The 19,972-nt window shown below is 70.8% G+C and carries 20 protein-coding genes; 5 read left to right on the plus strand and 15 right to left on the minus strand.

Translation table 11 applies throughout. The features are described from left to right. Positions 1-14: 14 nt before the first annotated feature. Positions 15-2,276 carry a hypothetical protein gene (locus Q0Z83_RS28600; RefSeq protein WP_317786317.1) on the minus strand — a complete coding sequence of 754 codons (2,262 nt, stop codon included), beginning with the start codon at positions 2,274-2,276 and terminating at the stop codon, positions 15-17. A 266-nt stretch (positions 2,277-2,542) separates the two neighbouring features. Beyond that, positions 2,543-3,148, minus strand: coding sequence for a TetR/AcrR family transcriptional regulator (locus Q0Z83_RS28605; protein ID WP_317786318.1), 606 nt, complete (start codon positions 3,146-3,148; stop codon positions 2,543-2,545). A gap of 140 nt (positions 3,149-3,288) precedes the next feature. On the opposite strand from Q0Z83_RS28605, the gene Q0Z83_RS28610 reads away from it, so the two are divergent. Together Q0Z83_RS28610 and Q0Z83_RS28615 are read left to right on the plus strand one after the other, a co-directional pair. Beyond that, positions 3,289-4,452 (plus strand): acyl-CoA dehydrogenase family protein, encoded by a 1,164-nt coding sequence (locus tag Q0Z83_RS28610; RefSeq protein ID WP_317786319.1) that lies wholly within the window; start codon positions 3,289-3,291, stop codon positions 4,450-4,452. 15 nt (positions 4,453-4,467) lie between these two features. Further along, complete coding sequence (locus Q0Z83_RS28615) at positions 4,468-5,550, plus strand: CaiB/BaiF CoA transferase family protein (RefSeq protein WP_317786320.1); 1,083 nt, start codon at positions 4,468-4,470, stop codon at positions 5,548-5,550. Positions 5,551-6,020: 470 nt separating this feature from the next. Here Q0Z83_RS28615 and Q0Z83_RS28620 read toward each other — a convergent pair whose 3' ends face one another. From Q0Z83_RS28620 to Q0Z83_RS28645, 6 genes are all read right to left on the minus strand, one after another. After that, positions 6,021-7,376 (minus strand): cellulase family glycosylhydrolase, encoded by a 1,356-nt coding sequence (locus Q0Z83_RS28620; protein ID WP_317786321.1) that lies wholly within the window; start codon positions 7,374-7,376, stop codon positions 6,021-6,023. Positions 7,377-7,480: 104 nt separating this feature from the next. Continuing rightward, on the minus strand, positions 7,481-8,512 hold the full coding sequence (locus Q0Z83_RS28625; protein ID WP_317786322.1) for a GGDEF domain-containing protein: 1,032 nt from the start codon (positions 8,510-8,512) through the stop codon (positions 7,481-7,483). 38 nt (positions 8,513-8,550) lie between these two features. Then, complete coding sequence (locus Q0Z83_RS28630; RefSeq protein WP_317786323.1) at positions 8,551-9,606, minus strand: GGDEF domain-containing protein; 1,056 nt, start codon at positions 9,604-9,606, stop codon at positions 8,551-8,553. Between the two features lie 93 nt (positions 9,607-9,699). Continuing rightward, positions 9,700-11,259 (minus strand): methyl-accepting chemotaxis protein, encoded by a 1,560-nt coding sequence (locus Q0Z83_RS28635; protein WP_317786324.1) that lies wholly within the window; start codon positions 11,257-11,259, stop codon positions 9,700-9,702. A gap of 67 nt (positions 11,260-11,326) precedes the next feature. Further along, positions 11,327-11,677 (minus strand): UBP-type zinc finger domain-containing protein, encoded by a 351-nt coding sequence (locus tag Q0Z83_RS28640; protein WP_317786325.1) that lies wholly within the window; start codon positions 11,675-11,677, stop codon positions 11,327-11,329. Between the two features lie 12 nt (positions 11,678-11,689). After that, positions 11,690-12,061: a winged helix-turn-helix transcriptional regulator gene (locus Q0Z83_RS28645; protein ID WP_317786326.1), complete on the minus strand. Its 372-nt coding sequence runs from the start codon at positions 12,059-12,061 to the stop codon at positions 11,690-11,692. 132 nt (positions 12,062-12,193) lie between these two features. Here Q0Z83_RS28645 and Q0Z83_RS28650 point away from each other — a divergent pair, with 132 nt between their 5' ends. Beyond that, positions 12,194-13,048, plus strand: coding sequence for an SDR family oxidoreductase (locus Q0Z83_RS28650; RefSeq protein ID WP_317786327.1), 855 nt, complete (start codon positions 12,194-12,196; stop codon positions 13,046-13,048). A 27-nt stretch (positions 13,049-13,075) separates the two neighbouring features. Here Q0Z83_RS28650 and Q0Z83_RS28655 read toward each other — a convergent pair whose 3' ends face one another. Next, positions 13,076-13,537 (minus strand): aminoacyl-tRNA deacylase, encoded by a 462-nt coding sequence (locus tag Q0Z83_RS28655; RefSeq protein WP_317786328.1) that lies wholly within the window; start codon positions 13,535-13,537, stop codon positions 13,076-13,078. Positions 13,538-13,553: 16 nt separating this feature from the next. Here Q0Z83_RS28655 and Q0Z83_RS28660 point away from each other — a divergent pair, with 16 nt between their 5' ends. Beyond that, positions 13,554-13,928, plus strand: coding sequence for a DUF427 domain-containing protein (locus Q0Z83_RS28660; RefSeq protein WP_317786329.1), 375 nt, complete (start codon positions 13,554-13,556; stop codon positions 13,926-13,928). On the opposite strand, the gene Q0Z83_RS28665 is transcribed toward Q0Z83_RS28660, so the two are convergent. After that, positions 13,877-14,896, minus strand: coding sequence for a TIGR03617 family F420-dependent LLM class oxidoreductase (locus Q0Z83_RS28665; RefSeq protein ID WP_317786330.1), 1,020 nt, complete (start codon positions 14,894-14,896; stop codon positions 13,877-13,879). The genes Q0Z83_RS28660 and Q0Z83_RS28665 overlap by 52 nt on opposite strands. Positions 14,897-14,956: 60 nt before the next feature. On the opposite strand from Q0Z83_RS28665, the gene Q0Z83_RS28670 reads away from it, so the two are divergent. After that, positions 14,957-15,772 (plus strand): MerR family transcriptional regulator, encoded by an 816-nt coding sequence (locus Q0Z83_RS28670; RefSeq protein ID WP_317786331.1) that lies wholly within the window; start codon positions 14,957-14,959, stop codon positions 15,770-15,772. A gap of 6 nt (positions 15,773-15,778) precedes the next feature. Here the strand turns inward: Q0Z83_RS28670 and Q0Z83_RS28675 are convergent, their stop codons facing one another. From Q0Z83_RS28675 to Q0Z83_RS28695, 5 genes are all read right to left on the minus strand, one after another. Then, positions 15,779-16,624 (minus strand): P1 family peptidase, encoded by an 846-nt coding sequence (locus tag Q0Z83_RS28675; RefSeq protein WP_317786332.1) that lies wholly within the window; start codon positions 16,622-16,624, stop codon positions 15,779-15,781. A 72-nt stretch (positions 16,625-16,696) separates the two neighbouring features. Next, the gene (locus Q0Z83_RS28680) at positions 16,697-18,283 is read right to left on the minus strand and encodes a methyl-accepting chemotaxis protein (protein ID WP_317786333.1); all 1,587 of its coding nucleotides are present in this window, start codon (positions 18,281-18,283) and stop codon (positions 16,697-16,699) included. Between the two features lie 247 nt (positions 18,284-18,530). Beyond that, positions 18,531-18,716, minus strand: a complete 186-nt coding sequence (locus Q0Z83_RS28685) for a hypothetical protein (protein ID WP_317786334.1) — start codon at positions 18,714-18,716, stop codon at positions 18,531-18,533. A 340-nt stretch (positions 18,717-19,056) separates the two neighbouring features. Then, complete coding sequence (locus Q0Z83_RS28690) at positions 19,057-19,548, minus strand: Hsp20/alpha crystallin family protein (protein ID WP_317786335.1); 492 nt, start codon at positions 19,546-19,548, stop codon at positions 19,057-19,059. Positions 19,549-19,662: 114 nt separating this feature from the next. Continuing rightward, positions 19,663-19,857 (minus strand): hypothetical protein, encoded by a 195-nt coding sequence (locus tag Q0Z83_RS28695; RefSeq protein ID WP_317786336.1) that lies wholly within the window; start codon positions 19,855-19,857, stop codon positions 19,663-19,665. Between the last annotated feature and the right edge of the window lie 115 nt (positions 19,858-19,972).

Consider the following 19,972-nt stretch of genomic DNA (forward strand, 5'->3'; position numbering starts at 1 on the left):
CGCCGGTCCCGGTGTCACTCCAGGCGCCGCACACCGCCTGCCTCAGCCAGATGGCCCCGCAACCGCTCATGCCGGAACTGGTAGACCGCCCCGTTACGCCGCAACACCCCACGCCGAGCCGCATCCGCCAGAAACGGCATGAGCCGCCACGGCAGCCACCCCCGAGCCGCGAACCACAACCGCACCACCGTGTACGTGAGCCAGGCCGACAACGCCGACGAGCCCAGCGCGATCGCCACGAACCATCCGAGCGCCCCGGCGATCAGGCCGGCCCGGACGACGTACCAGAACGGCGCCGGACCCAGATCCCACATCTCCGCCGACCCGCCGGCCCCCACGCCGACCATCGCCACCGCACCGATGAGCAGCGGCGGCACCAGCAACGCCGCGCGGTCACCACGCAGCGTCCGCTCCGGATCCCACAACTCGTCCACGGGCGCCGGCCGGATGAACGCCGAGGCCAGGCCGAACACCAGACCCAGTGGCACACCCAGGCCGACCGACATCGTCACAGCGATGAACAACGCCGGTCCGAGTGGATCCCGCGCCTCGGGGTCATTCCACAGACCGAGCACCAGGCACAGCGCCAGCCCTGCCAGAAAAGCCATCGCCGGCCCCTGAACCCCCGCCAGCAGCACCGGCGCCACGTTCCTCGGCCGGCCCCCGCGCCCCAGCCACACGCCCCACAGCGCCACCTCACGCCAGACCGAGCGGGTCGCCCACAACGCCACGACCACCGAGGCGACCGACAGCACCATCACAACCCACGGCCCGACCGGGAACAGCAACTCCTGGGCGAACATCATCGGCGCGACGAAAAGGATCCCGCCGACCGCGGCCGTCCGCAGACGCCGAGCTTGAAACCGCAGTTGGCGCGGCTCCTCGGGAGCACTCGCGCCCGGAAGAAAATACCCGAATCCGAAGATCGCGGCGGCGAAGAGCAACGTCTCGATTCCGAACTCGCCGGTCAGAGCGAAGAACAGCAGGAACGGCACCACGATCCCGGGCAGCACCGCCACCCGCGCGGCAGCAATCGGCTTGCCGGAGACCCAGCCGATACGCCACCACGCAAAATCCTGCTGCGCCTGCCGATCCAGATGCCGGGCCAGAAAACGCAGCCACGCCGCTGCCCTGCCCGCCGCGAACCGCGACCGCGCCGCTCCACGCTCCGGATACAGCGCCGGCAGATACCTGTCGAACAACCTCCGCTCCAGCTCACCGCCCTCGGCCAACTCGATCAACTCAGCCGGATCCGAACCCGGCACCCGGTACACGGTCCGCGCCAGATACGTCATCAGCGGACTCGACAACGCCACCGCCAGCGGACCGGACGGATTCCGGACCAGCTCCCGGGCCACCGGCGCCCACCGATCCGCATCCCCGGCCTGCCCGCCCGGCAGATATCCGGCCGCCTGCTGCGGGCTCAACGGGTCCAACTCGACGATCAGCGCCCGGTGCAGCGGCTCACCGGTCTCCGTGACGGTCGCCGTGTACTCCTCGGCCCGGCTCATCACCACCAGCGGCAGGTCGACCAGTTCGTTGAGCACGGTCACCGCGGCCGCCCGGTCCTCCGGCCGCATCTCGTCCAGACCGTCCAGCACCGCGATCACACCACGCTCGGCGACCAGCCGGCCGGCCTCCCGCGCGGCCGCCCGCAACCCGTACCGCCCGGCCAGGGTCCGCCCCAGCCAGGCCTCGAACTCCTCGCTGGACGGACGCCACCCGGCCAGATCCAGCAGCACCGCCACCGGCTCGCCCGGCCGACGGTCGGCCAGCAGCCCGCAGGTGAGCAGAACCGCCGCCGACGTCTTGCCGGCACCCGGCCGTCCGATCACGACGAGCCGCCGGAAGGGCAGCCGCCGCCACGTCTCGGCCAGGTCCTGGACCTCCCCCGCGAGACGCAACCGGGTCACCCGCGCCGGACCGAGGTCGGTCACCTCATCCGGCGGTACGCCGACCGGCCGCTCGGTGATCCGCCACCGGATCCGCATCGGCGAGGTGCCACGCAGCCCCCGCCGAACCGCCTCCCGCTCCCACTGCCGCCCGACGAGATCGGCCAGCCGGTCCAGCACATCCTCCGACGTGTCGGCTCGCCTCGCCGGTGTGCCGGCGACCGCCCACAACGCGATCCATCCGGCGGCGGCGCTGAGCACACTGCCGATCTGATCGGCGGTGTCCCGCTCCCCGGGCGACAGCAGCTGAAACGCCGCGACAAGGGTCAGCACCCCGACGACAGCACCACCGACCACCCACCGGATCCGCCGCCGCGAGTACATGCCAAGCATCGTCGCGCAGAACCACCCCATCCGTCCTCTCTGGACCGCGCTCTCCACCGCCGCCGGGACTGTCCGAGCCGAACGGTGGATCCTGTCCGGCTGGTCGTCGCCGCTGTCTCGCGCGTCCCACGAGCCGGACAACGAACGGCAGCGCTGCTACATCGACGGAAAGGCGGTCGTGACGGCCGACCCACTGCCTTCGGCTTCCTAGGAGGCTAGTTCGAAAGCCGGACCGGAACGTCCCGGTCGTGGACTGTCCGGTCTGTCTAAACGGCTTGCGGGAACGCTCGTTCCACCATCGCGACCAGCGCCGTCGACAGCAGCACGTGCACCTGTTCGCGAGTCAGCACGCCTCGTTGCAGCCACTCCTGCGCGGTCCAGATGGCCAGCCCGACATACGACCGGGTCATCCCTCGCAACGCCGGCGACGGGTCGTCGCCCATCCCGACCGCACGCAGCACTCCCGCCGCGGCGACATCGACCGCCTCGGCGATCACCGCGTTCACCTCCGCATCACCGGCCATCCCGCCGGCGCCGGTCGCGGCCAGCCACGAGGTGCTGTGTCGGGACACCACATCCAGGAACCAGCTGACGATGGAATCGGCCCGTTCGGGAAGTTCGCCCTCGGGAAGCTGATCCAGCGCCACTTCGGGCACGGTGAGCATCACTCGCACCACTTCGAGGTAGAGGTCCTTTTTCGTACCGAAATAGTGGTTGACCAGCCCGCGGGCGACGCCCGCGTCCCGGGCGACGTCCGTGGTGGAGACGTCGGCGTAGGGTTTCGCCCCGAACAGGCGGATCGCCACCGACAGGATCTGTTCGCGCCGGGCGTCCGGTTCCAGCCGGCGCCGGCGCATCGCCTCGACACTCACCAGGCCGACCTTACGGCACGTCGATCGATCTCAATCCGAGATGCCCGATTCATCTATGTTTCCATCGGCCGGAACGATGAATCGCGGCAATTCATACGCGCCTTATTGACACATCGCCAATAGTGTTCGATGGTGGGTCGATGCCGACCCCTGGACTGGACGGTTACGTCGAACCGTGGCGCAAGCCGGAACACGACGACCTGGCCGAGCTCGCCCGCACCTTCTTCACCAAGGAGGTGCTGCCGCACGCCGCACGCCTGGAGCAGCAGGGCCACCCCGACCGCGAGCACTACCGCCGAGCCGGCGAGCTGGGGCTGCTCGGCCTCTCCATCCCGGAGGAGTACGGCGGCGGGGGCGGCGACTTCACCCACGAGGCCACGCTGTTGCACGAACAGACGCTGGCCGGCGAGGGTAGCCTGGGCATCGCCGTGCACAGCGGCATCGTCACCGGGTACATCAACGACTACGGCTCCGCGGAGCAGAAACGTCGCTGGCTACCGGGCCTGGTGAGCGGCGAGCTGGTCGGCGCGATCGGCATGACCGAGCCGGACGGCGGCTCGGACGTCCAGGCGATCCGCACCCGGGCGACCCGCGACGGCGACGACTATGTGGTGAACGGTTCGAAGACGTTCATCACCAACGGAATCCTTGCGGACCTGTTGGTCCTCGCGGTGAAGACCGACACGTCCGCACGCGCGCACGGGATCTCGCTGCTGGTGTGCGAGCTGACCGGCGACCCGGCCGGCTTCCGCCGCGGCCGCAAGATCGAGAAGATCGGCCTGCACGCCAACGACACGGCCGAGTTGTTCTTCGACGACTTCCGGGTTCCCGCCGCGAACCTCTTGGGGACCGAGGGGTCCGGATTCATCCAGATGATGCAGCAGCTGCCCCAGGAGCGTCTGGTCATCGGGGTCGGTGCGGTCGCGGCCATGCAGCGCGCGGTGGAGCTGGCCACGGCGTACGCCAAGGAGCGGGTGGCCTTCGGCAAGCCGTTGATCGGCCACCAGAACACCCGGATGGTCCTGGCCGAGGTGGCCACCCGCACCCGCGTTTCCCGGGCCTTCCTGGACGACTGCATCCAACGGCATGCCCGTGGTGAGCTGGACGTGGCGACCGCCGCGATGGCCAAGCTCTATCTGACCGAGGGGCAGTGCGAGGTCGTCGACAGATGCCTGCAGATCTTCGGCGGCTACGGGTACACGACCGAGTACCCGATCGCGAAGATGTATGCGGACGCCCGGGTCCAGAAGATCTACGGCGGCACCAACGAGATCATGAAGGAGCTGATCTCCCGTGTCCTCTGAGATCGGGTTCACCCGATGACCGCCCTCGCCGGTGTCCGGGTGGTCGAACTGTCCGGCCTGGCGCCGGCCCCGTTCGGCTGCATGATCCTCGCCGATCTGGGCGCCGACGTGGTCCTGGTCGAGCGCCCCGGAGGTAACGGACCGGCCGGTCCGCCGCCCGGGCCGATGCAGCGCGGACGCCGTACCGTGACGATCGATCTGAAGTCCGAGGCCGGGGTGGCCGAGCTGCTGAGCCTGATCGAGAAGGCCGACGTCCTGGTCGAGGGCTTCCGCCCGGGTGTCGCCGAGCGGCTGGGTTTCGGCCCGGACGTCTGCGAGCGGCTGAACCCGGCTCTGATCTACGCGCGGATGACCGGCTGGGGTCAGGACGGCCCGCTGGCCCCCGCGGCCGGCCACGACATCGACTACATCGCGATCGCCGGCGCCCTGGATCCGCTGGGCCGCGCCGGGGAGAAACCGCACGCCCCGATCAACCTGCTGGGCGACTTCGCGGGTGGCGGCATGCTGCTGGCGGTGGGTGTTCTGGCCGCCCTGGTGGAACGGTCCCGGTCCGGTCGGGGCCAGGTGGTCGACGCCGCGATGGTGGACGGCTCCTCGCTGCTGATGACCTTCATCCACGGCATGGCCGCGGTCGGTCGCTGGCCCGCACCCCGAGGCCGGAACCTGCTCGACGGCGGGGCTCCCTTCTACGACACCTACCGGGCCGCCGACGGTGGTTTCCTCGCGGTCGGTTCGCTGGAGCCGCAGTTCTACGCGGCGCTGCTGAAGGGCCTGGAGCTGGCGGGCGATCCGACGCTGCCCGGCCAGTTCGATTTCGCCGCCTGGCCGGAGTTGCGGCGCCGCTTCACCGAACGCTTCCTGGAGAAGACCCGCGACGAATGGGCCGCGATCTTCGAACCCCTGGACGCCTGCGTGAGTCCCGTTCTGTCGCTGACCGAGGCCCCGCTGCACCCGCACAACGAGGCGAGGAAGGCGTTCATCGAGGTCGGCGGCATAGTCCAGCCGGCGCCGGCGCCGCGCTTACAACGAACCCCCGCCGCGACCCCCGCCGCCCTGCGGACCGCATCGGTCCCGGAGGTCCTCTCCTCCTGGTCATGACCTTTCCGGTACGGCCACGACCACACAACCGCAACGGCCCGGCACCGAACCACCCCGCGAGGTGGCCACGGTGCCGGGCCGAAGCGCGCCCGCCGGGCTGATGCGGTGGCGGGCGTCTTCGATGCCTTCGTGGGGATGAGGGGCCGGCCAGGGGCTCGTCTCGCTTCCACCCCACGTGGGAGCGGTGGCGAGCGCCTGGCCGGGATGTTTCGGGTGCAGGGGATTCTCGACGGGGATGGGGATCTGCGCCGGGGCGGGCGCGTCTGCTGACATCCTACATGGGAGCGCTCCCAAAGCAACCGGCCCGGCCGGGAGAACGACCGGCCGGGCCGGCGGACCGAGACGGTGCCGCCGACCACATGCGGGCCGGCGAGACCGAGGGTGCCGCCGACCAGGTGCGGGCCGGCGAGACCGAGAGGGTGCCGCCGACCGCATGCGGGCCGGCGGCACCGGTGGAACGGGCGGACGGATCAGCCGGCGGTGCAGGTCAGCGTGGGGACGCTGTTGGTTCCGGTCCACGAGCCGAGGAAACCGAAGTTGGTGCTCGCCCCCGCGGAGAGACTGCCGTTCCAGGCCGCGTTCCGGGCCGTCACCGTGCTTCCGCTGCTGGTCACGGTGGCACCCCAGGAGTTGCTGACGGTCTGGCCGTTGGCGTAAGTCCAGGTCACCGTCCAGCCCTTGATCGCCGCGCTGCCCGCGGTGACCTTCACGTCGCCCTGGAATCCGCCCTGCCACTGGCCGGCGATCGCATAGGTGGCGGTGCAGGCGCCACCGGGCGTGGACGGCGAGGGCGAGGGTGACGACGGGGACGGCGACGGCGACGACGGGGTGGGCGAGCTGGGCTGGACCCCACCGAAGATGGTGGCCTCCTTACTGGTGGCCTTGAGTCCGTTGGTGCCGTTGACGATCCGCTGGCCCCAGGTGGTGAGCGAGGCGGCGTTGAAGCTGTTCGTCATGTCGAGGATCGGGTCGGTGTTGCCGGCCCACGACCACCCGAGGTATCCGAGCCCACGCGCCTGCGCCTCGGCCATCAGCGTCTGGTCGTCGACCTCACCCGACGCGAACTGCCAGCCGAACTCGCCGATCACGAGCGGCCAGTTGTTGTTCTGGAACACGTCGAGGTAGTTGCGGATCGACGCGGCGGTGTTGAACACGGCGTACATGTGGATGGACAGCACCGTGTTGTCCTGGGTGTCGGCGTCCAGCACCGTCTGCGCGTTGTCGCGCATCGTGTACTGCCAGTCCTGGCCCCAGTTGGGGGCGTCGACCATCAGCAGGTGCTGGAAGCCGTTGCTGCGCATCTTCTGGATGGCGGCGACGGTGGCGGCGGTCCACTGGCCGGGGTTGGTGTTGCCGATCGGCTCGTTGCCGATGTTGATGACGACGTAGTTCTCCTGGCCCTGGAGCACGCTCTTGAGCGAGATCCAGTAGTTGACGGCCTGGTCCAGGGTGTAGGCGGCACCGTCTTCGCCGTACCCCGTGGTGTCGTGGTCCTCCAGGACACAGATCAGCCGGTTCGCCTTGCACAGGTTGATCACGTTGGTGACGTCGGCGGCGGTGTTGGCGGTCCAGCGGCCGCCGCTGAGCACGACCCGGACCGTGTTGGCGCCCGCCGCCTTCATGTCGGCGAACGAGCCGGTCTGCCCGGCGTACCAGGTGTGCATGTGGTTGATGCCGCGCATGATGAAGTTGCTGCCGTTGGCCTCGACGATGTTCCGGCCGCTGATGTGCAGGCCGGTGGCGGCGTAGGCGGGGGTGACGACGGTCAGCACCGCTGCGGTGAGGGTGACGAGGACTGCGGCCAGCGTGGCCAGTCTTCTCTTCATGGTCTGCCTCTTGAGGGGGATGAGAACGGCGTTCGGTGAACGCCCCGCCCCGGGCAGTGCCGGTCACGCTACCCGCCACCGGGCTGTATCGCAATGGATCGATGTCAGGCGGCCGGGCGGGTCTGCTTCTCCCGGTACATGGCGGCGTCGGCTTCGGCGGTGAGGGCGTCGAGCCCGGCCTCGCCGCCGGCCGGGCGCAGGGCCACGCCGATGCTGACGCCGACCGTGACCACGATGCCGTCGCCGAGGTCGGCCGGCCGGTGGACGGCGTCGCGGATGCGCTCGCACGTGGCGGCGACCGCGCCCGCTCCGGCCCCGGGTAGCAGGACCAGGAACTCGTCGCCGCCGAGCCGGCCGGCGGTCACTCCGGGCCCGGCGGCCGCGGTGAGCCGGACCCCCACCTCGTGCAGCAGCCGGTCGCCGGCCGCGTGTCCGTACGTATCGTTGACCTGCTTGAATCCGTTGAGGTCGAGCAGCAGGACGCCGAGCGCTCCGCCGGTGAGCCGGCCCGCGTACTCGTCGAGGTGCGCCCGGTTGGGCAGCCCGGTGAGCCCGTCGTGGGTGGCCTGGTGCTGCAGGGCCCGCCGGGTCTCCTGGAGTGCGGTGAGCTGCCGGGCGAAGGCGGTCGACTGCGAGCCGGCGATGATCGCGGTCATCGCACTGGTGCCGAGCACGAACGCGGTGTCCGGTGAGTCCGGCACGAACACGATGAACGCGGCGGACGTGGCCACGAAGGTCAGCAGGGCTCCGAGCAACTGGTGCCGGATCGCCGCGATGGAGATGCTGAGGCCGAGCAGGGGCCAGGTGGTCTGCTCGAAGTCGCGTTCCGAGACGACCACGAACGCGATGATCGTGGTCGTGTCGAGCAGCACCTGCAGCGCGCTCCAGATCTGGTAGCGGGACCCGTCCGGCCGCCGCCGCGCCAGCAGGGCGAGCAGGTCCGCGGCGACCATCAGCACGATGCCGAGTCGGCAGGCCGTCGTCATGTCGGAGCTGAGGACCGCGGGCGCCAGGTCGGTCACGCCGCTCATGTAGACGGCGGTCAGAATCAGCCCGAGGGTACGGGAGACGAGCCCGGCGGCCTCGACGGTGCGCCGCCGGGACAGCAGCGAGTCGTCGACGTACGCCTTCCGCATGAGCCTCCCATCGGCAGTGACGGGCATGACCTTGAGGGTCAGGCTGCCACGGTACGGCCACGCTTGTCGCGATACATGCCCGCATCCGCCTCAGCGGTCAGGGTGTCCAGATCGGCATCGCCCCCGGCCGCCCGCAGCGCCACCCCGGCACTGACGCCGACGGTCACCGCACGCCCGTCACCGATGTCGACGGGCCGCCGGATCGCGTCCCGGATCCGCACCATCACGCGGGCGGCCGCGGCACTGTCCCCCTCCGGCAGCAGGACCAGGAACTCGTCGCCGCCGAGCCGGCCGGCCAGCCCGTCCTCGCCGAGGGCCGCGGTCAGCCGGGCGCCGACCTCGTGCAGCAACAGGTCACCGGCGGCGTGTCCGTGTTCGTCGTTCACCTGCTTGAATCCGTTGAGATCGAGCAGGAGTACGGCCAGCGGTCGGCCGGCGCGCCGGTCGGCGTACGCGGCCAGGTGGGCCCGGTTCGGCAGGCCGGTGAGCCCGTCGTGGGTGGCCTGGTGCTGCAGCGCCCGCCGGGTCTCGTCGAGCGCCCGCAGATGACGGTCGAGCGCCGACGACTGGGTGCCGGTGATGACCGCGATCATGAATCCGACGACGATCAGGTAGAACAGATCGTGGGTGCCCGGCACCAGCAGCGCGAAGCCGAGGGTGGTGGCCGCGAACACCGCCAGCGCACCGAGGATCCGGTGCCGGAGGGCGGCCACCGCGATCGCCGGTGCCAGCAGCGGCCAGGTGGTCTCGGCGGTCTCCCGCGAGGCGAGCGCCACGATCGCGATGATCGTCGCGGTGTCGATCACGCTCTGGCCGGTGTTGAGCCATGGGTACCATCGCGAGTCCGGCCGACGGCGGCCGAGGTAGGACAGCACGTTCGACAGACCCATCGTGGCGACGCCCACCCAGCAGACCAGGCGCATGTCGTCGCTGGCCACGGCGGCCGCGCCGGCACCGATCCCGGCCGCGGCGACGGCCGTGGACGCCATTCCGAAGCTGCGGGCCACCAGGGCGCCGGTCTCGATGGTGCGTCGCCGTCGGGAGAGCGCGTCGTCGTCCACCGGAGCGGTTGAGCGGCGGGTGGGCGTACGCATGAATCTCAGATCGGCAAGCCACCGCGAGCCTTGAGCGGAACGCGGAAGCGGGGCCGGTCGCCGTGATGGCGACCGGCCCCGCCGGAACGGATCTCAGAACTTGAAGGCGCCCACCAGGTTGCGCAGCTCATCGGCGGTACGCGACACGGCCGCGCTGGCCTCCCGGGTCTGCGTGACGCCGCCGACGGTGGCGGCGCTGGCCGAGGAGACGTCGCTGATGTTGGCGGCGATCCGGCTGGAACCGGCGGCGACCTCGGCGATGCTGCGGCTCATCTCACCGGTGGTGGCGGTCTGCTCCTCCACCGCCGAGGCGATGGTGGTCTGGAAGTCGTTGATCTGGGCGATGACCTCGGAGATGCGGTTGATGACCTCGACCGCGCCGCCGGTGTCCTGCTGGATGGCGTTGACCCGGGTGTGGATGTCCTCGGTGGCCCGGGCGGTCTCCTGGGCGAGGTCCTTGACCTCGGAGGCGACCACGGCGAAACCCTTGCCGGCGTCACCGGCGCGGGCGGCCTCGATGGTGGCGTTCAGGGCGAGCAGGTTGGTCTGCTCGGCGATCGAGGTGATCAGCTTGATCACGTTGCCGATCTCGGCGGACGACTCGCCGAGCTGACGGATGGTGTCGGTGGCGCGGGCGGCCTCGGTCACGGCTACCGACGCGATCTGGGCGGCCTCGCTGGTGTTGCGGGAGATCTCCCGGATCGACAGGCCCATCTCCTCGGAGCCGGCGGCGACGGTCTGCACGTTGCGGGAGATCTCGTCGGCCTCGGCCGAGGCCGACGAGCTCTGCCGGTCGGTGTTGTCGACGGCGTCGGCGATCTGCGCGGAGACCCCGGCGAGCTGGTTGGAGGCGGTGGCGAGCTTGTCGGCGTCCTCGGCGATGGTCTGCATCGAGCTGCGCAGCTTGTCGAGGGAGCGGTCCAGGCCGGCGGCCATCACACCGAACTCGTCGCGGCTGGTGATGCCGCTGCGCGCGGTGAGATCGCCCTTGTCGAGGGCGTCGATGACCTCACCGAGCTGCCGGATCGGGCCGAGGATGGAGCGGACCATCGGGATCGCCATGCCGACCAGCACGACCAGGCCGAGACCGGCCACCAGGATCGCGATGTCACGGGTGGAGGAGACGGCCGCCTCCATGTCGGCCTTCTCCTGGGCGACCGCGGCCTCCACCTTCTCGGTGAGGGCGTCGAGCTGGTCGTCGGTCTTGTTGTTGGCCTCGGGGATCTCGTCGATCCGGCCGAGCACCGACTTCGGGTCCGCCACCCCGTCCTTGACGAACTGGGTGATGAACTCGCCGAAGGCCACGAAATCCGGGCGATATCCTCGGAATTCCTCGAGCATCGCGGTCGGCAGGCCGCACTCGTCGACCTTGTTGGCGGCGTTCGTCGACGAATCCACGTCCTCGGCCGCGTCCTGGTTGACGTCCTGGCCGAGCGCGGCCCGGTAGGCGTCCACCTTCAGCTCGCTCTGCCGGTTGTTCAGGTGGTTGATCGCCGCCAGGCAGGCCTCCAGGCTGCGCATCTGCTCAGCCTGGCTGGTCAGGGTCGACTGGCTGGTCAGGGTGATGGCGGCCAGACCGCCGAGCGCGACGGCCCCGGTGGCGACGATCACCCCCAACCGCTTCGCCGTACCGATGTTCTGAATCGCCCGCATCTGCCCTCCTTAGCATCCGACGCCCACACCATCGGATGTGGCGGCGGTCACCTGAGGAAAGGCACATTCAGCGGTTCAGACGACGGGTCCAATCGGACGGTACGGCACCGGCCGGACCGGGCGCCGGCTGATCGTCGGGACGGCTGGCCGGCGGGGCCAATTCCGGCCCGGACAGGCCCTGCCCGGTCTGATAATTCCAGAACCAGTCCTCGCCCGGCTCGAAGGACTGGATGACCGGGTGCCCGGTCTGCGTCCAGTGCGCCGTGGCGTGCTGCGAGGGCGAGCTGTCGCAGCAGCCCACATGGCCGCACTCGGCGCATCGGCGCAGGTGGAACCACCAGCCTCCGGCGCCGAGACACTCGGCGCAGCCGGTGCCGGAGGGAGGGACGTCGGTGCGGATCGGTGCGTCGCTGGTCACGGCGAGAACCTATCAATGGGTACGGTCGTACGCCGCCTGCGCCACGGCGATCTGCCCGAACTCGCCCTCGACCAGCTCGATCAGCTCGACGAACTTGGCCGCGACCTTCTCGCCGAGGGGCGTCAAGCTGTACTCCACGCGGGGCGGGATGGTGGCCTGCACCTCGCGGATGACGAGGCCGTCGCGCTCCAGCGCCTGCAGGGTCTGGGCCAGCATCTTCTCGCTCACCCCGTCGACCCGGCGGCGCAGTGCGTTGAACCGGAACGCCCCGTCGTGCAGCGCGGCCAGAGCCAGGCCGCCCCACCGCCCGGTCACGTCGGCGAGCACGCCGCGGGAGGCGCAGTCCCGCGCGAAAACGCTGGGAATCAGCTCGTCGTCGTCCACGCCGCAGACGATACCAGCACTGCGCCTGGGTTTGCGCTTTCAAAAAGTTAGTGCCATTGTTCTGGGCAGCGCTAACCGCCACCGGCCGGTGGGCAGCACTTTCGCCGGCCGGATCTTCTACAGGGAGTCGACATGACCATCGCCGTCACCGGAGCCACCGGACAGCTGGGCCGCCTCGTCGTCGAGGCGCTGATCACCCGGGGCGCCACGCCCGGCGAGATCGTCGCCGTCGTCCGGGACACCGCCAAGGCGGGCGGCCTGCTGGCGCTCGGCGTCCAGGTGCGCGAGGGCGACTACGACCGCCCGGAGAGCCTGGCCGCCGCATTCGACGGGGTCGACCGGCTGCTGCTGATCTCCGGCAACGCGGTCGGCCAGCGGATCCCCCAGCACACCGCGGTGATCAACGCCGCCGTGCAGGCCGGTGTCGGCTTCCTCGCCTACACCAGCATCCTGCGCGCCGACACCAGCCCGGTCGGCCTCGCGCCGGAGCACCTGGCCACCGAGGAACTGATCAAGAGCAGCGGGATTCGGTACGCCTTCCTGCGCAACGGCTGGTACATCGAGAACTACGCCGGCTCGTTCGGGCCGGCGATCGCCCAGGGCGCGCTGTACGGCAGCGCCGGCGACGGCCGGATCGCCGCCGCCACCCGGGCCGACTTCGCCGAGGCGGCCGCGGTCGTCCTGCTCAGCGGCGAGGCGGGCGTCTACGAGCTGGCCGGCGACGAGCCGTTCACGCTGGCCGGGCTGGCCGCCGCGGTGGCTGAGGCGTCCGGCGCCCCGGTGGCCTACACCGACCTGCCCGCCGAGCAGTACCAGGCCGCGCTGGTCGGCGCGGGCGTGCCGGAGCAGTTCGCCGCCCTGCTCGCCGACACCGACGTCAAGATCCGTGACGGCCACCTGGACGACGACACCAAGACGCTGTCCCGCCTGATCGGCCGCCCGACCACCCCGCTCGCCGACGCGGTGGCGGCCGCACTCAAGGGCTGAGACCCGAAACCGGCCGTCCGGAAGCGGCTACGCGCTGAGGTCGGTCACCTCCGCGAAGGTTCCGCCCAGGGCCTTGACCGCGGCGTCGGCGGCGACTCGCAGGCCGACGCCGCGAACGCCTGCGCCGAGGCTGATGGTCCGGCCCCGGGTGGTCTCGTCGGCGATCACCGGCCACGGCCGCCGGGATCCGAACGGGGTGATGGTGCCCCGTTCGTACCCGGTAACCTCCTTGGCGGTCGCCGCGTCCGGCATCGACAGCCGATTCACCCCGAGCAGGGCGCGCAGTCGGGGCCAGGAGATCGACCGGTCCCCCGGCACCAGCACGAACAGAAAGTCGTCGTCCCCCCGGCGCACCACCAGCGTCTTCACCAGGTCACGCACCTCGACCTGCTGGGCGGCGGCGGCCTCGGCCACACTGCCGACCGGTCCGTGCCGGATCACCTCGTACTCGATCCCGGCGGCGGACACGGCTTCGACGGCACTCGACAACGTTAGGCTCCTCAACATGACCAAGCCTCGTCTTCAACCAGGCCCGGATCATCCGATCACGATCACCCCGACCGGCTCAAGGGTGACGGTCACCGCCGGCGGCAAGGTGGTCGCCGACACCGTCAACGCTCTCACGCTGCAGGAGGCGAACTATCCGCCGGTGCAGTACGTGCCGCTGGCCGACGTCGACCCGGCACTGATCTCGGCGACCGATCACCAGACCTACTGCCCGTACAAGGGGGAGGCGAGTTACTGGTCGCTGCCCGAGTCGGAGAACTCGGTCTGGGGCTACCAGGACCCGTACGACGCGGTCGCCGAGATCAAGGGCCACGTCGCCTTCTACCCCGACAAGGCGGACGTCCGGATCGCCGATCGCACCGCGGCCAGCTGATACCGATCCGCCTCGTACGGCGTGTAGAGCGAGATCCGATCAATCGCCGAACCGAATCGGCCGAGCAGCCCGGCGGCCACCGCCGCCGGGTCACCGGCCACCGCGAACGCGTCGAGCACGTCATCGGTGATCGCGTCGGTCATCTCGTCCCACGATTGCCGGCGCGACAGCAGGTTCAGCCGGTCGGCGAGCTCACCCCAGCCGTGCAGTTCCAGCACCGGGCGGTAGGCGGGCGTCGACGCGTAGAAGGCGATCTGTCCGCGCACCGCCCGCTCCGCCTTCGCCCGGACCGCCTCGTCCGCGCCGAGCACCACGAAGGCGCTCATCTCCATCGCGAAGCCGGCCAGGGAACCACCGCGCGCCTCGCGGACCGCCGGGAGCAACCGCTCCGCCAGATAGGTGGGGCTGGTCAGCGGGTGCACCAGCAGCCCGTCGGCGACCCGCCCGGCCACCGCGACCATCCGCTCCCCCACCGCGGCCAACTGCACCGGCGGGTTACCGAACGGGTTGGGCCCCGGATCGAAGAACGGTGTCATCAGCGTGTGCTGGTAGAACGATCCGCGGAAGGCCAGCCGCTCGCCGGTCGCCCAGGAGTGCCAGATGGCCCGCAGCGCGGCCACGAACTCCTCCATCCGGGCCGCCGGCCGGCTCCACGGCATCGCGAACCGCCGCTCGATGTGCGGCTTGACCTGCGAGCCCAGCCCCAGCCGGAACCGGCCCTCGGAGATCAGCTGGAGGTCGTTGGCGAGCACCGCGACATTCATCGGGTTACGGGCGAAGGCCACCGCGATCGACGACTGCAGCGACAGCGTGGCGGTCGCCCGGGCCACCAGCGTCAGTGTGGTGAACACGTCATGCTTGGTCTCGGCCGCGTTGAAACCGTCATACCCGACCTGCTCGGCGGAGACGGCGGCCGTCTCGGCCTCGGACGGTGAGGCCGCGATGGCGGCGGCGTAGTCAACCAACATCCCCCACGAATACCAGATCTTGACTCTCACACTGTGTGAGGCAGTCAACTCGGAGCCATCATGTTCACCATCGGAGACTTCGCCCGCCACGGACGCGTGTCGATCCGGATGCTGCGGCACTACGACGCGACCGGCCTGCTACGGCCGGCCCACGTCGACCCGGCCACCGGCTACCGGCACTACACCGCCGCCCAACTGGCCCGGCTCAACCGGATCATCGCGCTCAAGGATCTCGGGTTCAGCCTGCACCAGGTGGGCGAGATCATCGACGGCTCGCTCGACGCCGGTGAGCTGCGCGGCATGCTCCGGCTGCGCCGCGCCGAGCTGGCCGCGGCGGTGGCCGAGTCGAGCGCACGGCTGGTCCGGGTCGAGGCGCGTCTGCGAGCCATCGAAAGGGAGGGCCACATGCCCGGCAACGACGTGGTGATCAAACGGATCCCGCCGGTCCGGGTCGCCGAGCTGACCGCGGTCGCCGACGGCTACGAGCCGGAACACATCGGCCCGGTGATCAATCCGCTCTACGACGAGCTGTTCCGGCGGCTGGAGGCGGCCGGGGTCCGGCCGACCGGGCCGGGCGTCGCCTACTACGAGGACGCGAGCGACGGCCGGATCACCGTGCATGCCGCGATCCAGGTCGCCGCCGGTCCGGGTTCGGGCGATTTCACGGTACGGGACCTGCCGCTGATCGCCGAGGCCGCGACGATCGTGCACCGGGGTTCGATGGACACCGTGGTACCGACCGGTCAGGCGCTCGCCGAGTGGATCGACGCGAACGGCTACCGGGCCGCCGGTTACGCCCGGGAGATCAACCTGGAGTGCCCGGAGAACCGCGACGACTGGGTGACCGAACTCCAGGTGGCGATCACGAAGGACTGACGAGGATCACGCGGGCCGGACCGCGTCGCGGATCGCGGCCGCCATCACCTCGGTGGCGGCCGCCCCCAGCAGGTCCAGGTCGGCGCCGTCGACCTCGCCGGTGGCCAGCGCGACCACGGCGTCGCCGTCGTAACGGGAGTGCGCCGGGTGCAGTGCCCGGGCGAACCCGGTGTGGCCGCTCTGAGCGAGCAGGTGACAGTCGAGCTTGCTCAGCTTCGCGTCGGTGAGCAGCACGGCGATCGTGGTGTTGGTGCCGGCCTGGCCGAACGGGGTGACCGACCGGTCCGGAACCGCTCCCGTGTCGCCGCCGATCACATCCCCCCAGGCGTTGACCACGGCGACCGCCTCGATCGTGGCCGGACCGACCCGTCCGGTGGCCCGGCCCAGGCCGCCCGGTTCCAGGGCGCCACGCCATTTGCCCGTGGTGGCCCCGGCGCCGGCTCCGACCGTACCGCTGCGGAAGGGTTGTCCGGTGAGGGCCGCGAGCGCCGCGTCGCGCCCCGCGTCGGCACCCGGGGGATCGGCCGCGACCGAGGCATCGAAGATCGACATGCCGACGACGATCGGGACCGGGCCGAACGGTGTCGGGAATCCGCGGCCGCGCTCGCGCAGCAGGCGCGCGACGCCGTCGCCGGCGGCCAGGCCGAACGCCGAGCCGCCGGAAAGCACGACCGCGTCCACGTGTTCGACCAGGCGGCCCGGTTCGAGGAGGGCGAACTCGCGGGTGGCCGGTGCGCCGCCGCGGACCTCGCCGGAGCCGACCGTGCCGGGCGGCGGAAGGATCACCGTGACGCCGGTGCCGACCCCGGTCCAGTGGCCCGCGAAAGCCGACAGCAGCTGTGGTCGGGACATGATCCCAACCTACTCGGCTGTTCGACGGGGCTGTCCCGCAGACGTCGCGGCAGCTCTGTCGACAAGCCGGTCTCAGTACCGGAAGTTGCCGACCAGAGCGGTCAGCTCGGTGGACATCCGGCTCAGTTCGGCGGTGGTCTCCTGGGAACGGGTCGCGCCGTCGCTCGTCGACCGGGCCGCCTCGGCGACTCCGGTGATGTTCTCGGCGATCTCGCCGGTGCCGGTGGCCGCCTCGCCGACACTGCGATTCATCTCCGCGGTCGTGGCGGTCTGCTCCTCCACAGCGGACGCGATGGTGGTCTGGAAATCGCTGATCCGCGCGATCACCCGGGTGATCTCCTCGATCGCCCGTACCGCGCCGCTCGTGTCGGCCTGGATCGCCTCGACCCGACGGGAGATGTCCTCGGTGGCCCGGGCGGTCTCCTGGGCCAGGTCCTTCACCTCACTGGCGACCACCGCGAACCCCTTCCCGGCCTCCCCGGCCCGGGCCGCCTCGATCGTCGCGTTCAGCGCGAGCAGGTTCGTCTGCTCGGCGATCGCCGTGATGGTCCGGATCACGTCGCCGATCTCCGCCGACGAGACGCCGAGCTGGTTCATCGTCGCCGACGTCCGGGACGCGAGACCGACCGCCTCACCCGCCACCCGGGCCGCCTCGGTGGCGTTCTGCGCGATCTCCCGGATCGACGCGCCCATCTCCTCGCTGCCCGCCGACACCGTGTCGACGCTGCGGGAGATCTGCTCGGCCGCCGCCGACACGGTCTGGGCCTGGGCGGTGGTCCGTTCCGCGGACCCGGCGATCTCCGCGGCGACCGACCCGGCCTGCCGGGCCACCCCGGTCAGCGCGGTCGCCGACCCGCTGATCGTGACGACGGTGTGGCGCAGACTGTCCAGGGCAGCGTCCAGCGCCCGCCCCATCACACCCGGCTCGTCATCGCTGGTCAGCCCGGTACGCAGGGTGAGATCACCGGCCGCGAGGCCCTCGCAGACCCGCTTGACCCGGCTCAGCGCGCCGACCACCGCCCGGATCACGAGCACGCCGACGGCGACGGCGAGGAGATTGCCGACCACCTCCACCAACACCATCATCCACCGGCTGTTCCGGTGGGTGTCCTCGGCCGCGGCCACCACCGCCGCGGCGTCGGCCGCCTCGGCCGCGGACAGGCCGCCGAAGGCCTCCTTGACCCGGTTGATGATCGGAGCGGTCTCGCCGTCCCGGATCCGCGCGTAGGCCTCGTAGTCCTTGGCCAGCGCATGACCGATCTGGGTGTCGAGGACGATGTCGCTGTAGCGCGCCCAGTCGCTCTCCAGATCGGCCACCACCGCGGCCTCCCCGGCCGGACCGGCCGCCCGATAGGCGGCCAGCGCAGCGCCGAAGGCGGCCAGGCCGTCACGGACCGCCTTCTCGTACTTCGCGTCGTCCGCCGGGGTCAGCGAGACCAGCAGATTCGCCAGGTCGACCCGGGTCTGGATGCTCACCGCCTGCAACTCGCTCAGAGCCGTCTGGCTGATCAGATTGCCGTGGTAGAGATGCTGTGCGGCGGCCGCGGTGCGATTCAGGGACCGGTTCGCGAGGATGCCGGAGATGACCGAGAGCACCACGCCGAGCAGGATCAGAGCGCCGATCTTGTGCCGTACGCCGAGGTTCGCGAAGAAATTCATGCCGCCTCCCTCCCTGGGGTGACGGTACAAATCCGGGCGCCGCGGCACCGGCGGTTTCCGCCGGTTCCCAGCCCATCCCCAGGTTCCCGACCCGGCGAGGACATGGTCGGGTGGAACGCCTTCGTCGGTCACCGGGGCCGAGCGCCCGAGGTGGGCCGTGGTGGAGGCATTCCACCCCGGCCGGACCGACGGCGGATCGAGACCGGGCCGGCCGCATCAGCGACGGATCAAGACCGGGCCGGCCGCATCAGCGACGGATCGAGGCCAGGGCGAGGCCGGCGAGGCTACAGCAGGCGGTGAGCCAGGCCACGGCGAGCAGGGACGACATCACCGTGCCGGGAAGCCCGGCCGGGGAACTGCTAAAGACCACCAGGGCGGCGCCGATGAAGACGAGCGCGGCGGCGGCCGCCACCTGCAGGTACGAGCGGGGCAAGGCAGGCTCCCGGGGTGTGGCTGACGGGGGACCGCAACCCTCCCCTACCACTCCTTCCAGCGGCAACGGCTCTGTCGGCCGACCTTCCAGCCGTCCGTCGGACGGTGAAGAGCCGGGCCGGCGAATCGCCGACCCGGCTGGGCGAGGGGAGTTCCACCGAGTGCGGGACCCGGTAGCTGCGGGATCACCCAGGTTAGGGCCGCGCAATCGACTGCTCACCGGCGGAAAGTCCGAAACCCTCCGGGTGGAGACCAGAAGTCGAACGATCACCAGGTGAGGGTCGGGTGGTCGAGGGATCACCGGGTGGAGGGCCGGCCGAACGGATCGGCCGGCCGAGGGGTCAACCGGCCAGGGACTTCGGCGAGGTGGTGTCGCCGTCGATGGTGGCGGGCTCTTCGGACCTCGTGATCGCCGGAGCGCGGCCGGTGTTGATCTCGATGCGGCGGGGCTTGGCGGCCTCGGCGACCGGGATGGTCACGGTGAGGACGCCGTCCTGCCAGGTCGCGTCGACGCGGGCCAGGTCTAGGCCGTCGCCGAGGGTGAGCCGCCGCTCGAACGTGCCGGTCGGCCGTTCGCGGCGCAGCCACTGCACGTCGGCGTCGGTGCGGGCGGACCGCTCGGCGCGGATGGTGAGCACCCGTCCGTCGACGTCCACGCTGACCGAGCCCGGATCGATCCCGGCCAGGTCGCAGTGCAGGACGAAGTGGTCACCGGACCGGTACAGGTCCATCGGCATCGCCACGGCGGCGGCGCCGCCGGCGACGGCCGGGACCCCGAGCATCCGGTCGGCCAGACGGTCGAACTCGCGGAAAGGATCGAAAGTCAGCACCACGATCAACCTCCTCGAAACGGCCGCCGGACCGTCCGGCGGCGCGTGGCGCTCGGCTGACAACTCTCGCCGAGGTCGGTGGTCATTTCTCTCTGACCAGGTCCGACAAGACATTTTTTAGCACTGCCATGCCTGGAGTGCCAACCGTTCCGCCAAGATTTTTTTGACGTGTGACGGTGCCAGGGGCGGGCTGATCATCCGGGCGGTCGGCTGGTCGGGATGCGGGCCGAGCCGCCACAGCGCGCGGGCGTCGATGTCCAGGTAGTAGTGGCACCACCAGCGACCGGTCTCGTCGTCACGGCCGCAGGCCACGCCGCCGCGGACCTCGCCCTCGCGGAAGGGATCCCAGTCGATGCCGCGGTGGGCCAGTCAACCGGCCAGGGAGAATCGTTCGCCGCCGGTCGAGGAGTGCACAGAGATCCAGCCG

Origin of the sequence: Actinoplanes sichuanensis, assembly GCF_033097365.1 — a bacterium.
Classification (GTDB): domain Bacteria; phylum Actinomycetota; class Actinomycetes; order Mycobacteriales; family Micromonosporaceae; genus Actinoplanes; species Actinoplanes sichuanensis.